Raw genomic sequence first — 12,747 nt, 5'->3', positions numbered from 1 at the left:
ATATATTGTGCAAGCGATTGTGTCGATTGCGCTGTCGCAACCCATCGTGCCTGTCAGGATCAGCCCAACGTGGCGATGTTCGCTTCGACCACGGCGGCGCGAACGTTTCCCCTGCACCGATCTATGGCAAACGATGTGCGCTCCCTTCCTGCCGCCGCTCGACGAGGGTTCAGGTATGGCCTGAGCATTAGTGGTTTTAGTGCTCAGATTGCGACCAAAACCTGGTCAGAGTGGCGGGTACCGTTGAATGAAATTTTTTTGATTGGTTCAAACTTGTTTATGGAGGTGATATGTCGACAAAAATAGGTAATTCCGCTAGCCCAACTGCGCCACGCATGGTATTTCATGGAATTTTTGGCGCCACCGTCTTTGCGGTGGGAATGGCTGCTGCCGGGGTTTCTGGCGCAGCGCCTGCCTTGAAGGATACCGGTAGTGCTAACGATGAAATCGTCCGCAGCAAGCTTGTCTATGTTTCCGATTCAATGTTGTTCAGAGTGCGGCTGACTGAGACGACCTTGCTTCAAGCGGGTTGCACACACGTCACTGAAAACAAGGAAAAGAACAAAAAGTTGCGCGATATTCTTGATAAATTTTCTCTGCATGGCGAGGCAACTAACGACGCCATGGTGGAACCAAGGTATGCACTGTACCTTACGAGGAAGGGTGGCACCCATGAAACCATGCTGCTGGACCGCGTATATACCGGAGCAGACAGCATTTATGGACTGCTCGACGGAAAACCGATTTCCGCCGCGCCGGGTCTGTTAAGGGACGTAGTGCAATGGGCACTGGACGAAGAACTTCCTCAAATCAACGATCAATGTGTTAACAGCAAATTGCCATAAATGGGGTGGCCGGGGTCAGGTCCGCCATTTGTACACGACCTCGGCCCTGGTTGGCCATGTATGCGGCAAGCTGAGACTTATCAAATGTGGATATGGCTCGACTGACTGTCCTGCTCGGTACGTGGCAAGCGGCGGCGATGTCAGACATGCCAAAGGCGGTCGAAAGACAGGCCCGCGCCATCGCTTCGTCCCTGTCGCAAAAGCGGGCCTGATATTGCGCCAATGAAAGTGTCAGGGCGCTGCGTTGCGACCTGGGCGTATCTATGTGTGCGCACTTGAACTTTTCTACCTGAAACGTTCATGAATTATAATGGCGGCATGCCAAATGCCCTGGATCGACGAACACTGACCACATGGATTGCCGCGTTGGCCATCCTGTTCAGTACGCTCGCACCGTCGATATCGCATGCTTTATCGATGAGCCGCAGCGACTCGGCCTTGCCGGCAATATGCAGCGCAGGTGGAGTCAAGCAGTTGCCTGCTTTCGCCGCCGATACTTCGCACAAGCCGCTAAAGGATGTGAAGCACAATATGGAACACTGCCCATATTGCGCAACGCACGGCGGCAGCTTCGCCTTGTTGCCGCCTGTACCCATCACCTTTGCGGCGGTGGGCGGACACGATCTGTTCCCCTCTCTCTATTACCAGGCGCCGGCGCCGCTATTCGTTTGGTCCGCCGCGCAGCCGCGCGGCCCTCCCACTATTTCCTGATCGTCCAGGCAATGCGCTCGCAGGCAATGCGGGTGCGATTGCCGGGTCGCTTCCGCTACGGCGGAGGCCTGTGCTGGCCGCCAGATGGCGCGCGCCGCCACGGGCTTGACCCAGGGCGCTGTCGCCCATCCCCGAGATTGCCACTTTATTGCGTCGCGCCGTTGCGCCCCTCGCAGGCCTGCGACCATCCGTATCAAGTTTAAGGATTTACATGAAGAACCTTCGTTACACCCCGCTCATCACCGCTTTGGCGGCCGCGTTCGCCCACAACGCCATTGCGCACGATAGTGGCTCGGCCGACAGTGCTGTCAAATCGTTGGGCACGGTGATCGTGCAAGGCAACCGTCCGACTTCGCTGCCGACTCAAATTCCGACCACCATCGAAGGCATCACCCGCGAAGACATCGAGCGCACCATCAACGCCACCGACGCCGAAGATGCGCTGAAATACCTGCCAAGCCTGCTGGTGCGCAAGCGTTACATTGGCGACTACAACCACGCCGTGCTGTCGACTCGCGCCTCCGGCACCGGCAATAGCGCCCGTTCGGCGGTGTACGCTGACGGCATCTTGCTGTCCAATTACCTGGGCAACGGCGCTACCTTCGCGCCGCGCTGGGGCATGGTGAGCCCGGAGGAGATCGAACGCGTCGATGTCCTCTACGGTCCGTTCTCGGCTGCTTACGGCGGCAACTCGGTTGGCGCCGTGGTCGACTATGTCACGCGCATGCCCTCTCAGTTTGAAGCGCATGCCAAGTTGACGCTGTCGCGCCAGCATTTCGAGCTGTATAACACCAATGACCACTATGCCGGCAAGCAAGGGAGTTTCTCGATTGGCGACCACGTGGGGCAATGGTCCTGGTTCGTGGACGTCAGCCGCAACGACAGCGACGGCCAGCCTTTGACTTTCGTGACCAAACCGCTGGCCACCGCCGCCAGCAGCGCCGGCGTGCCGGTGACAGGATCGGTGCCGGGTCTTGACCGTACCAACAAAAACTGGCTGATCCTGGGTGCCGGCACGCAATACGACACCATCCAGGACCACCTTAAGGCGAAGATCGCTTACGACTTCACGCCGACGATCCGCGCCAGCTATACGCTGGGCTGGTGGAAGAACGACTCGGTCAACCGCCCGGCCACCTACTTGACCAGCGCGGCCGGCCAGCCCCTCTACAGCGGCGCGATCAACCTTGGCGGACGCAGCTACACCCTGGCGGCGACTGACTTCAATCTGTCCAACGAGGCGCTGGAACACTACATGCATGGTTTGTCGGTGAAGAGCAACACCAAAGGAGTATTCGACTGGGAAGTGGCAGCGAGCCTGTACGATTATCATAAAGACGAACTGCGAGCACCGACCGTGCCGCTGCCTGGCGCCGCGACCGCCGGTGCCGGCCGCGTCGTCAACCAGGGCGGCACGGGCTGGAATACCTTCGCCGCCAAGGGCGTCTGGCGCCCGGACGGCATGAACGGCGCTCATATCGCGGAATTCGGCTACCAGCGCGAGGCCTACAGGCTGTCGAGCATCGAGAGTGCCACCGGCAACTGGATCGACGGCACGGCCGGCAATCCCAATTCGGCTTTCAGCGGCAAGACGGAGATCAACAGCCTGTATGCGCAGGACAGCTGGAAATTCGCGCCTCGATGGAAGACGGTACTGGGGATGCGATTCGAACACTGGGGCGCGCGCGACGGGGTCATCTCGAAGAACTTCGATCCGACCAGGAGTGTCTTGATCGCGGCCCCACTGGGCTCGCGCCATGAAAACTATTTCTCGCCCAAGGCTGCGCTGGCCTTCCAGGCATCTGACGATTGGGTGCTGAAGGCATCGCTGGGCCGCGCGGTGCGCATGCCGACCGTGTCCGAACTGTACCAGGGCGGTGTCAACGCCCAAGGCGTGACCACCAACAACGACCCGAACCTGAAACCGGAAAAATCCTGGACGGGCGAGCTGACGGCCGAACGCAAGCTGAACAAGGGCTTGCTGCGTCTGACAGCGTTCGGCGAGCGCACCAGGGATGGCCTGTATTCACAGACCAATGTGCTGGTGACACCGAACGTGACCAACATCCAGAACATCGACGAAATCCATACCAAGGGCCTGGAGGCCGCCTATGAGGCCAGCGACGTACTGCTGCGCGGCCTGGATCTCGGTTCCAGTGCCACCTGGACCGACTCGAAGATCACCGGCAACGAGAAGTTCCCGGCCAGCGTGGGAAAATGGCAGCCGCGCATCCCTGAATGGCGTGCAACCGGCGTTGCGTCGTACCACGTCAACGACCAGCTGGCCGTGACGCTGGCGGCGCGCTACAGCGGCCCGCAGTTCTCGACGCTGGACAATTCCGATCCGAACGGCTTCGCCTACCAGGGCGCCAGCAAGTATTTTACGACGGATGTGCGCGCCACCTATCGCTTCAACAAGCAGTGGAGCGCTGCGCTGGGCATCGACAACCTGAACAATTACAAGTACTGGAACTTCCATCCCTACCCACAGCGTACGTTCATCGCCGAGCTGAAGTTCGACCTGTAACTGGAGCGGAGAATTGAAGAATGGCGGACCCCTACTCGCGTGGATGGACGTCGGTTGCGGTTGTCGGCGAAGGTGGATTTCTGATGCAGGTTCTTGAGGCTTTTGGCACCTTTTTCCGCGATGCGGGTGAGGCGCTGTTTGAGAAGGCAGAGTGGCTTGTTGCTAACAGATGGCGCCATGCATGCCTTTTCCCGTCTTGAGGTCGAGGCCGAAATAGCAGCTGTAGCCTTCGCCTTTCATGTGCACGCACGATAAATCCCCGCGGCGACGCTCCCGGTAGTCGTTTGCCTCGCTGCAGGCATTTTCCTTGGCTACATCCGGCCCGATCTGCAGGAACAGGTCTTTCGCCGCTGGCCCCGTCACCATGAACGCTACCTTCTTGTCGCTGGGCGTGGGCGGCAGCATTTCCGACAAGGTTCCGCCATAGATTTGATAATCGCCGCGCAAGGGCTTGGACGTGCCTGGTGGGGATGTATCGGCCGCCATGACGGAGACGATGTGGAGCAAGAAGGCTGCAAAGATAAGCAAACGGAGGTTCATTAATGCTCCCGGATTTCAATAATGATCTTTTGGTTGGAGTTCAAGGGGCATGGCGTGGACTGTCGAACAGCTGTGTGATCGAGGCGTTGCTGGTTTATCTTCCTGATAAACATGATCAGTATCTGTTGGGCATCCTGTCAGGCAGTTGCGGTGTGTCAAAAAGGCGGTGGTCAAAAAAAGGCGGGGCAGGTCTGAAAAGCCCGGAGACGGCTCCAAGCTGAGCCTGCCAGTTGGATAAGACGGTGGCATTTGCGCTACACTGACGCCATGGATAAGCGCCTTCTCGACGCGCTACGCAACGCGCCCAGCCTTGACTTGTACGAACTCAGCCTGGCCATCAACCAGATGATGACCGACCCGAAACGCATTCTTGACGTGCGCCGCCATGTGCATCTGGGCGCACACGTGATGTACTTCGATCACCGCCGCGGTACGCTCGCGCCGGGCCGCGTGCTGCAGTTGCTGCCGACGCAGGCAATAGTACAGGACGATATCACGCGTACTCAATGGAAGCTGCCCTATGTGGCCATCGTGGCCGACCCAGCGCAGCGTGGCGAGCCGGCGGCGCCACCGCTGCGGCCGCGAGCACCGGACTTGCCCATATTCAAACTCGGCGATACCGTCGCCTTCACCGACAAGCACCTGCGCGAACGCGTCGGCAACATCGTACGCATCAACACCAAAACCTGCTCCCTGTTGTGCGATGGCGAGCAATGGCGCGTGTCGCCGGCACTGCTGCGGAAAATCATCGATTTATAATCTGGCGCTTGTGTGCCGACAGGCTAATGGCAGGCGAAAAAGTCAATGATTGGACTGACGTTGCGCTTACTCAGAATCGGGAAGCCGTTGCGCTGCAGCGCAACGTCGCTGCGCGGGCGCCCCGCATGCGGGGCGAATTCCCCGCTACGCCCTGCGTCCGTGCCGGACGCGGATTCGGTTCTCGGCTGTTTCGCGTTGGATAAAAAAGTAAGGGCCCCGTCGCTTGCGCTCGGGGGCCTTTACTTTTTTATCCAGTGGACGGCGTCAATTGAATCGCCAAGTGGCGCCATAGCGGAAAGCGTGAAAAGCGGCGTCATTGGCCAGCCCAGTTACCCTGAAAACGCCCCCAGTGCAGCGCGTATGCCGTAGAGCGCTGGCTATGCATAGTCCAGCTCACGCAATAGCCGCTGATTGGCGTGGCGGTGCAGGGTTGCCCAGCGGCGCAGGCCGACGCATACAGGCTACGGTGGGGGCGACAGTCAGCTCGCCGGTGAGGAGCAAACCATGTTTTCGCTTCGCTCAAACCGGCTTGCCCGGCGGGGCCATCCTCGCTGCGTTTGCTAAAGCCTTATAAATCCACATTTCACGATTGTATTGTCAGAAAAACGTGCTATATTTTCTGACATGCGCACCACTTCCCCCTCCTCCGGCAAAAGCCAACCTACTCAGCAAACGCCACCGTCCCACGGCAGCGTGGACGCGGCTATCCGCGCCAAACTGGCTGCGAGCGAGCCGAGGAAAGTTTTTAGCCCCGTGGATTTTCTCCACTTGGGTAGCCGTGCGGCCGTCGATAAGGTGCTATCGCGTTTAACGTCCACTGGGGCACTTCGAAGAGTCGCCCGAGGACTGTACGATGTCCCGCGCACGCACGCGATTCTGGGACCGCTATTACCGTCCGCCGACGATATCGCCAAGGCGATTGCAGGCAAAGGGAGCTTGCGCCTGCAACCATCAGGGGCTTACGCCGCCAATCTACTCGGGCTCACGGAGCAAGTGCCGATGAAGCTGGCCTTCCTGACCGATGGCGTATCGCGTACAGTCCATATCGGCAATCAGAGCATTCTGTTGAAGCACACTACGCCTCGCAATATGGCGACCGCCGGACGCATCAGCGGTCTGGTGATCCAGGCATTGCGACATTTCAAGCAGGCGCATATCGATGACCAGGTTGTCGCCACGCTCAGAGCCAAGTTGACCGCCGAAGACAAGGCCGTGCTGCTGGCCGATGCGTCACTGGCCCCGGTATGGATTGCAGATGTCATGCGGCGGATAGCGCAAGACAAGGGTTGAGCCATGCAAGAGTTTTTGAAATTATCCAGGGAAGACCAGAAGCTGGCCATCGAGCAGACTGCAGCCCGCAACGGCTGGGTGGCCTCCAGCGCGGAAAAGGACTTCTGGGTATGCTGGACTTTGGAACAGTTATTTGCGCTGCCCGAGCTCAAGGGCCATTTGACCTTCAAGGGCGGAACATCGCTGTCAAAGGCATGGGGGCTGATCGACAGATTCTCCGAGGATGTCGATTTAACCATTGGGCGCGATGCCCTCGGTTTTGGCGGCGACAATAGCCCTGAGCGGGCACCAAGCGCAAAGCAGCAAGCGAAACGGCTCAAGGCGCTACGTGACGCATGCGGGACGTTCGTGAGGAACACATTGCTGCCTGGGTTGAGCGATTGCTTTATTGCTCAACTCGGCGCAGATGGTTGGCAACTTACCTTGGACGGCGATGATCCTGACGGCCAGACGCTGCTCTTCCTGTACCCGACTCACTTCGGCGCAGAGCAGGCGCGTTATGTACGTCCGATCGTCAAGATTGAGTTCGGCGCGCGATCTGATCCCTGGCCCGCGCATGAGCGCTTAGTGCATCCTGTCATCGCCGAGGTTTTCCCCCAGCTGTTCACCCGGCCAGAAACGATCGTCCATGCTTTGGCCCCAGAGAGGACTTTCTGGGAAAAGGCCATGCTGTTGCATGAGGAAACGTACAGGCCAGCGGACAAGCAAAGACGCGCGAGGATGGCGAGGCATTACTACGACCTGTACCGCTTGATACAGAGCGGTATTGCGGCCAAGGCCGTCGAGGACAGCGATCTGTTCAAAAATGTATTGGCGCATCGAAGTGTCTTTTTTGCACAGAGCTGTATCGACTACCAGGCAATGGCGCCGGAAACTTTACGTCTGTTACCATTGCCAAATCAAGAACAAAGCTGGCGGCAGGATTACGTGGCGATGCAGGCGGAAATGTTTACGGACGCGCCGCCGGATTTTGATGCGGTGCTCGAATTTATCGGTCAATTCGAAGATGCGATACGTAGATCGCAGAACAAAGAGTAATGGTGTCTAACGGCCGTGTTCGGCCACCAGCGGACCTTCGGGCCATCGCCGGAAAGCGGCCGTTCGTGGCCCCATTTCTCGGGTAACCGTCGCCCGGCCCAGGAAACAATTTAAGGGTGATCGGCATATTGGAGCGTTATAATGACAGCAATAATTCCAAGTGACTGACAGCCATGGACAAAGAACAGCTTTCCTCGCGTCATCAATATCATCTGTTACACGGACCCCAAGGCCTTTTAAGCACAACTGGGCTTTCTGACAAGGAAGTTGGGCCATGACTTCTCGAAGAAAATTCGTTGGTACCGCGCTGGCCGCCGCCGGCGCAATGGCAGGCTTGCCATCCTGCTCGTCGGGATCCAGTGCAGACAGTTACGAAACTGTGACGGATCGCACATGGCGTCACGGCAAGGTTGCCGTCGGCGACAAGACCGCTCTTCAACATGAACTTGTGCGCTACGCGACTTTGGCACCGTCAAGCCATAACACTCAATGCTGGAAATTCCACCTTGAAGATGGCGCCATTTCGATACTGCCGGACCTGTCGCGCCGGTGCCCCGCGGTCGACCCGGATGATCACCACCTTTTCGTCTCCCTCGGGTGCGCCGCCGAGAACCTGTATCAGGCAGCTTTGGCCAATGGGCTGATGGGACACTCTGGCTTCGACGCCGCAGCGGGCAATGCACTGCGTGTGGCTTTTGAGCCGACAAAACCCATCGCATCATCGCTGTTTCAGGCGATCCCCGAGCGCCAGAGCACACGCGGCGAGTATGACGGGCAAGCCCTCGACCGGCATGAACTTGAGCTGCTGGAGCAGGCCGGTACCGGCAATGGCGTTCAGGTGATTGTCCTGACCGAACGCAAAGCCATGGAGACGGTCCTTGAGTATGTCGTTCAAGGCAACACAGTCCAGATGAACGATCCCGCCTTCGTCGATGAATTGAAGAAATGGATACGCTTCAGTGGCGACGAGGCGGTTCGAGCCGGAGATGGGCTATATGCCGCATCGTCCGGTAACCCGTCTGCGCCAACATGGCTGGGCAGCCTGCTTTTCAGCTTGTTCTTTAGTCCGAAGAACGAAAACGACAAGTACGCGAAATACGTGCGAAGTTCGGCCGGCATCGCGATATTCGTCTCGGACACCCCAGTTCCGGCCCAGTGGGTTGAAGTGGGACGTTGCTACGAACGTTTCGCGCTACAGTCGGCTGCGTTGGGTATTCGCAATGCGATGCTTAATCAACCCGTGGAGGTATCGACGCTGCGGCCGCAGTTTGCCGATTTTCTGGGTATCGGAAAGCGCAGGCCCGATCTTGTCGTCAGGTTCGGCCGAGGCCCCAAACTACCGTCGTCACTGCGACGACCGGTACAGGCGGTACTCGCGTGAGCCGGGGTCAGGTCCGCCATTCAAACACGGCCTGAGCGGTATTGGTTTGGGGGCTTAGCCTGCACACCTAAAACCTGGTCAGAAGAATCGGGGAGCCGTTGCGCTGCAGCGCAACGTCGCTGCGCGGGCGCCCCGCATGCGGGGCGAATTCCCCGCTACGCCCCGCGTCCGTGCCGGACGCGGATTCGGTTCCGGCTGTTTCGTCTTTGGATAAAAAACAAAAGCCCCGTCGCTTGCGCTCGGGGGCCTTTGTTTTGTATCCAGTGGTGGAGACAAGGGCAGAAGCGCCGATGGCGCTTCCCTGGTCAGAAGAATCGGGGAGCCGTTGCGCTGCAGCGCAACGTCGCTGCGCGGGCGCCCCGCATGCGGGGCGAATTCCCCGCTACGCCCCGCGTCCGTGCCGGACGCGGATTCGGTTCCGGCTGTTTCGTCTTTGGATAAAAAACAAAAGCCCCGTCGCTTGCGCTCGGGGGCCTTTGTTTTTTATCCAGTGGTGGAGACGGCGGGAATCGAACCCGCGTCCGCAAGCACTCTACAGACAGTTCTACATACTTAGCACTGCCATTTAATTTAACCGGTACAACGCGGACGTGCACGCTGTGTACAAGCGAGTTACCTATTATTTAGTCGAATGCTAAGTAACCCAGCATCAGACGAGTCCCTGTAAATGACTCTAGAGCTTTTGACGGCCCACCCCAGGGACGAGGTGTTCTAGAGCTAACAGCGATTAAGCTGCCAGTGCGTACGAGTTATCGTTTGCAGTTAAGTTTTTTCAGGTTGTATTTACGAGGTAGCCCGCCCTCGGTATGCCCTGCGCTGCTTTGCAACCCACGTCGAAACCAGGTCGTCCCCACAGAACCTTCATTGTAGCGCAAACTTCGGGATCATGCATCGTGCATTCACTGTATTGAACGCAACGCAAGAAGATGCCGGCTCAAGCCGCCGGGGCTCGCTCTGCCACCACCACCGCACTCACCAGCTCCAGCAACGCCGCCGGCGTCTCCAGCAAATGATCGGCATTCCATGACAGCGGCTCGACCGGGCCGCAGTAGCCCCAGGCGCAGGCGATGGTGCGCATGCCGGCGGCGCGGCCGGCCTGGATGTCGCGCAGGTCGTCGCCGACGTACCAGCATTGCTCGGGGGCCAGGTTCAGCCGGCGGGCCGCTTCCAGCAGGGGGGCGGGGTGGGGTTTCGGGTGCGGCATGGTGTCGCCCGAGATCACGCAGCCGGCGGCGGCCAGGCCAATCTGGCCCACCAGCGGTTCGGTGAAGCGGGCGGCCTTGTTGGTGACCACGCCCCATGGCAGGCCGAGGGTCGTCAAGCCGTCCAGCATGGCAGGGATGCCGTCGAACAGACGGCTTTCCACGGCGAGGGCGGCTTCGTAGTTGTCGAGGAAGCCGTTTTTCAGGGGCTCGTAGCCGCTTTCGCCGGGGCCTATACCGTAGGACGCGCCTATCATGCCGCGTGCGCCGGACGAGGCGGTCGGGCGCAGTACCTCGTAGGGCGTGGGCGCGAGGCCGGCGCGGATGCGCATCAGGTTGATGGCGGCCGCCAGGTCGGGGGCGGTGTCGGCCAGGGTGCCGTCGAGGTCGAACAGGATGGCGCGCGGGGCTGGCAGGTGGTCGGTGGTCATGGCGGGCGCAGGGGCGGTAAAGGTGAGTAAAAAATGAGTAAAAGATGAAAAATGGCGGCCGCGGCCGCCTGGGGTGTTGCTTTTGAGTTACAGGGGCCGGGTGCAGGCCACCAGATAGTTCACGCTGGTGTCGTTGTTCAGCGAATAAATCTTGGTCAGGGGGTTGTAGCCCATGCCGCGCATGCCGTGGAGATCGAGGCCGGCGCTGCGCGCAAATTGCGACAGTTCGGCCGGGGTGATGAATTTGTCGTAGTCGTGCGTGCCTTTTGGCAGCAAACGCAGCACGTATTCGGCGCCCAGGACGGCGAACAGATAGGCTTTCGGGTTGCGGTTCAGGGTCGACATGAAGACGTGACCGCCCGGTTTGACCAGCGCGGCGCAGGCCTGCACGATGGCGGCCGGGTCGGGCACGTGCTCGAGCATTTCCATGCAGGTCACCACGTCGTACTGGCCCGCTTCTTCGGCGGCCATGGCTTCGGCGGCGATCAGCTTGTAGCGCACGTTCACGCCGGACTCCAGGCTGTGCAGGTCGGCTACCTTCAGGGCTTTTTCGGACAGGTCGATGCCCGTCACGTCGGCGCCTTTGCGGGCCATCGATTCGGCCAGAATGCCGCCGCCGCAGCCGATGTCGATCACGCGCTTGCCAGCCAGCGGCACTTTCGCGTTGATCCATTCCAGGCGCAGGGGGTTAATTTCGTGCAGCGGACGAAACTCGGAAGTGGGGTCCCACCAGCGGTGGGCCAGCTCACTGAATTTTTGGATTTCTAGAGGGTCGGCGTTCATGGATGGAATGATAGCGGCATTTTCAAAAACCGGCAGCCACGGACGAAAAAAAACCCCGCCGTAGCGGGGTTTTTATCGCTTGCGCTTGATCCGAGGGACAGATCAGGCGCAGCCGTTGGCGCAATTACTTGCGGGTACCAACAACTTCGATTTCCACGCGACGGTTTTTCGCACGGCCTTCGGCGGTTTTGTTGTCAGCAACTGGCTGTTTCTCGCCTTTGCCTTCGGTGTACACGCGGTTGCTTTCAACGCCTTTGGAGACCAGGTAGGCTTTGACAGCATCAGCACGACGTACCGACAGTTTCTGGTTGTAGGCATCGGTGCCGACGGAGTCGGTATGACCCACAGCGATGATGACTTCCAGGTTGATGCCGCCCAGTTGGGTGGTCAACTGATCCAGTTTCGACTTGCCTTCTGGTTTCAGGGTGGCTTTGTCGAAGTCGAAGAAGGCATCAGCGGCGAAGCTGACTTTTTCCGAGGTAGGTGCTACTGGTACTGGCACAACGACTGGTGCTGGTGCTGGAGCAGGTGCTGGTGCAACTGGTGCAGGAGGCGCCACGCATTTGCCGTTTTGCAGGGTTTCTGGTTCTACGCACAGTGGCACGTCGCAACCTGGCACCGCGTCAGCAGGTGTCCAGTAGCCAGTACGCCAGCACAGGCCGAATGGGTCACGCACGATTACGCCGCGGGCATCTTGCACATACGCGCTCTTCGGCGTTGGTGCCTTGATGTCGGTGGTCACTGGAGCGAATGGTGGCGAGGTTGGGGTTTGAGCCGAAGCCGAGCCAGCAATCACTGCGGATGCAGCGAAAAACAGCGTTACAAATTTATTCATTCTTTTTTCCTTTCGGGGGGGTGATATCCGCAGAACAACACGGCGCTACTGGTCTTACGTGCCCGGATTTTATCATGTAGACCATAACGCTCGATCAGATTGCGAAACTAGCAATTAACTTCTGCTTCATTTTGCCACACGCATCCGTAGCGCACGACCGTGGGCAAATCAAAGCTTCCGCGATTTTAGACTGCACGTTGTAACTACGCAACGAAAATGCCCAATTATGACGCGCCCGTGACATCTGGTTACATTTGGTGCCTGCTTTTCGGGCAGGGGGCTTGAACTGATATTGCCATTATGCACTATTGCCAAGCAGTTATGCACAGCGTCGGTGCGCCACCGGCGCGTCTTGTGTTTCGGCACGCCGGGCATTTTGCACTTGCGGCAGGGCGCGCATGCTAA

11 protein-coding genes and 1 other RNA gene are annotated in these 12,747 nt (G+C 58.9%); 7 read left to right on the top strand and 5 right to left on the bottom strand.

Annotated features, from left to right (window positions below; all coding sequences use genetic code 11):
* Positions 1-290: 290 nt before the first annotated feature.
* From CD932_RS24640 to CD932_RS24630, 3 genes are all read left to right on the top strand, one after another.
* Positions 291-845, top strand: a complete 555-nt coding sequence (locus CD932_RS24640) for a hypothetical protein (protein WP_141213365.1) — start codon at positions 291-293, stop codon at positions 843-845.
* A 300-nt stretch (positions 846-1,145) separates the two neighbouring features.
* Positions 1,146-1,556 (top strand): DUF2946 domain-containing protein, encoded by a 411-nt coding sequence (locus CD932_RS24635; protein ID WP_254926757.1) that lies wholly within the window; start codon positions 1,146-1,148, stop codon positions 1,554-1,556.
* Positions 1,557-1,767: 211 nt separating this feature from the next.
* Positions 1,768-4,083 (top strand): TonB-dependent receptor, encoded by a 2,316-nt coding sequence (locus tag CD932_RS24630; protein WP_094445530.1) that lies wholly within the window; start codon positions 1,768-1,770, stop codon positions 4,081-4,083.
* A gap of 162 nt (positions 4,084-4,245) precedes the next feature.
* On the opposite strand, the gene CD932_RS24625 is transcribed toward CD932_RS24630, so the two are convergent.
* A complete protein-coding gene (locus CD932_RS24625; protein WP_094445529.1) occupies positions 4,246-4,623 on the bottom strand; it encodes a hypothetical protein in 378 nt (125 codons plus the stop codon).
* A 267-nt stretch (positions 4,624-4,890) separates the two neighbouring features.
* Between CD932_RS24625 and CD932_RS24620 the strand changes: the two genes are divergently transcribed.
* The 4 genes from CD932_RS24620 (at position 4,891) to CD932_RS24605 (ending at position 9,091) form a co-directional block, all read left to right on the top strand.
* Complete coding sequence (locus CD932_RS24620) at positions 4,891-5,382, top strand: hypothetical protein (RefSeq protein WP_094445528.1); 492 nt, start codon at positions 4,891-4,893, stop codon at positions 5,380-5,382.
* A gap of 594 nt (positions 5,383-5,976) precedes the next feature.
* On the top strand, positions 5,977-6,672 hold the full coding sequence (locus CD932_RS24615; protein WP_217907364.1) for a DUF6088 family protein: 696 nt from the start codon (positions 5,977-5,979) through the stop codon (positions 6,670-6,672).
* A 3-nt stretch (positions 6,673-6,675) separates the two neighbouring features.
* A complete protein-coding gene (locus tag CD932_RS24610; RefSeq protein WP_094445526.1) occupies positions 6,676-7,710 on the top strand; it encodes a nucleotidyl transferase AbiEii/AbiGii toxin family protein in 1,035 nt (344 codons plus the stop codon).
* 274 nt (positions 7,711-7,984) lie between these two features.
* Entirely contained in the window at positions 7,985-9,091 is a 1,107-nt protein-coding gene (locus tag CD932_RS24605) for a Tat pathway signal protein (RefSeq protein WP_094445525.1), read from the top strand.
* A gap of 491 nt (positions 9,092-9,582) precedes the next feature.
* Here the strand turns inward: CD932_RS24605 and ssrA are convergent.
* The 4 genes from ssrA to ompA all read right to left on the bottom strand — a co-directional run bounded on the left by ssrA (position 9,583) and on the right by ompA (position 12,342).
* Positions 9,583-9,943: a transfer-messenger RNA gene (ssrA, locus tag CD932_RS24600) on the bottom strand.
* An 82-nt stretch (positions 9,944-10,025) separates the two neighbouring features.
* A complete protein-coding gene (locus CD932_RS24595) occupies positions 10,026-10,724 on the bottom strand; it encodes an HAD family hydrolase (protein WP_094445524.1) in 699 nt (232 codons plus the stop codon).
* Positions 10,725-10,811: 87 nt separating this feature from the next.
* Positions 10,812-11,507, bottom strand: coding sequence for a bifunctional 2-polyprenyl-6-hydroxyphenol methylase/3-demethylubiquinol 3-O-methyltransferase UbiG (ubiG, locus tag CD932_RS24590; RefSeq protein WP_094445523.1), 696 nt, complete (start codon positions 11,505-11,507; stop codon positions 10,812-10,814).
* Positions 11,508-11,631: 124 nt separating this feature from the next.
* Complete coding sequence (ompA, locus tag CD932_RS24585; protein ID WP_094445522.1) at positions 11,632-12,342, bottom strand: outer membrane protein OmpA; 711 nt, start codon at positions 12,340-12,342, stop codon at positions 11,632-11,634.
* Between the last annotated feature and the right edge of the window lie 405 nt (positions 12,343-12,747).

This window comes from Janthinobacterium sp. PC23-8 (genome assembly GCF_002250505.1).
Taxonomy (GTDB): domain Bacteria; phylum Pseudomonadota; class Gammaproteobacteria; order Burkholderiales; family Burkholderiaceae_D; genus Janthinobacterium.
The sequence above is the reverse complement of the archived record's forward strand: the minus strand, read 5'-3'. Positions and strand labels throughout refer to the sequence as shown.

Excerpts from the sequence above, each read along its gene's own strand:
- CD932_RS24640 (WP_141213365.1), top strand. The coding sequence starts at position 291 with ATGTCGACAAAAATAGGTAATTCCGCTAGCCCAACTGCGCCACGCATG.
- CD932_RS24635 (WP_254926757.1), top strand. The coding sequence starts at position 1,146 with ATGAATTATAATGGCGGCATGCCAAATGCCCTGGATCGACGAACACTG.
- CD932_RS24630 (WP_094445530.1), top strand. The coding sequence starts at position 1,768 with ATGAAGAACCTTCGTTACACCCCGCTCATCACCGCTTTGGCGGCCGCG.
- CD932_RS24625 (WP_094445529.1), bottom strand. The coding sequence starts at position 4,623 with ATGAACCTCCGTTTGCTTATCTTTGCAGCCTTCTTGCTCCACATCGTC.
- CD932_RS24620 (WP_094445528.1), top strand. The coding sequence starts at position 4,891 with ATGGATAAGCGCCTTCTCGACGCGCTACGCAACGCGCCCAGCCTTGAC.
- CD932_RS24610 (WP_094445526.1), top strand. The coding sequence starts at position 6,676 with ATGCAAGAGTTTTTGAAATTATCCAGGGAAGACCAGAAGCTGGCCATC.
- CD932_RS24605 (WP_094445525.1), top strand. The coding sequence starts at position 7,985 with ATGACTTCTCGAAGAAAATTCGTTGGTACCGCGCTGGCCGCCGCCGGC.
- CD932_RS24595 (WP_094445524.1), bottom strand. The coding sequence starts at position 10,724 with ATGACCACCGACCACCTGCCAGCCCCGCGCGCCATCCTGTTCGACCTC.
- ubiG (WP_094445523.1), bottom strand. The coding sequence starts at position 11,507 with ATGAACGCCGACCCTCTAGAAATCCAAAAATTCAGTGAGCTGGCCCAC.
- ompA (WP_094445522.1), bottom strand. The coding sequence starts at position 12,342 with ATGAATAAATTTGTAACGCTGTTTTTCGCTGCATCCGCAGTGATTGCT.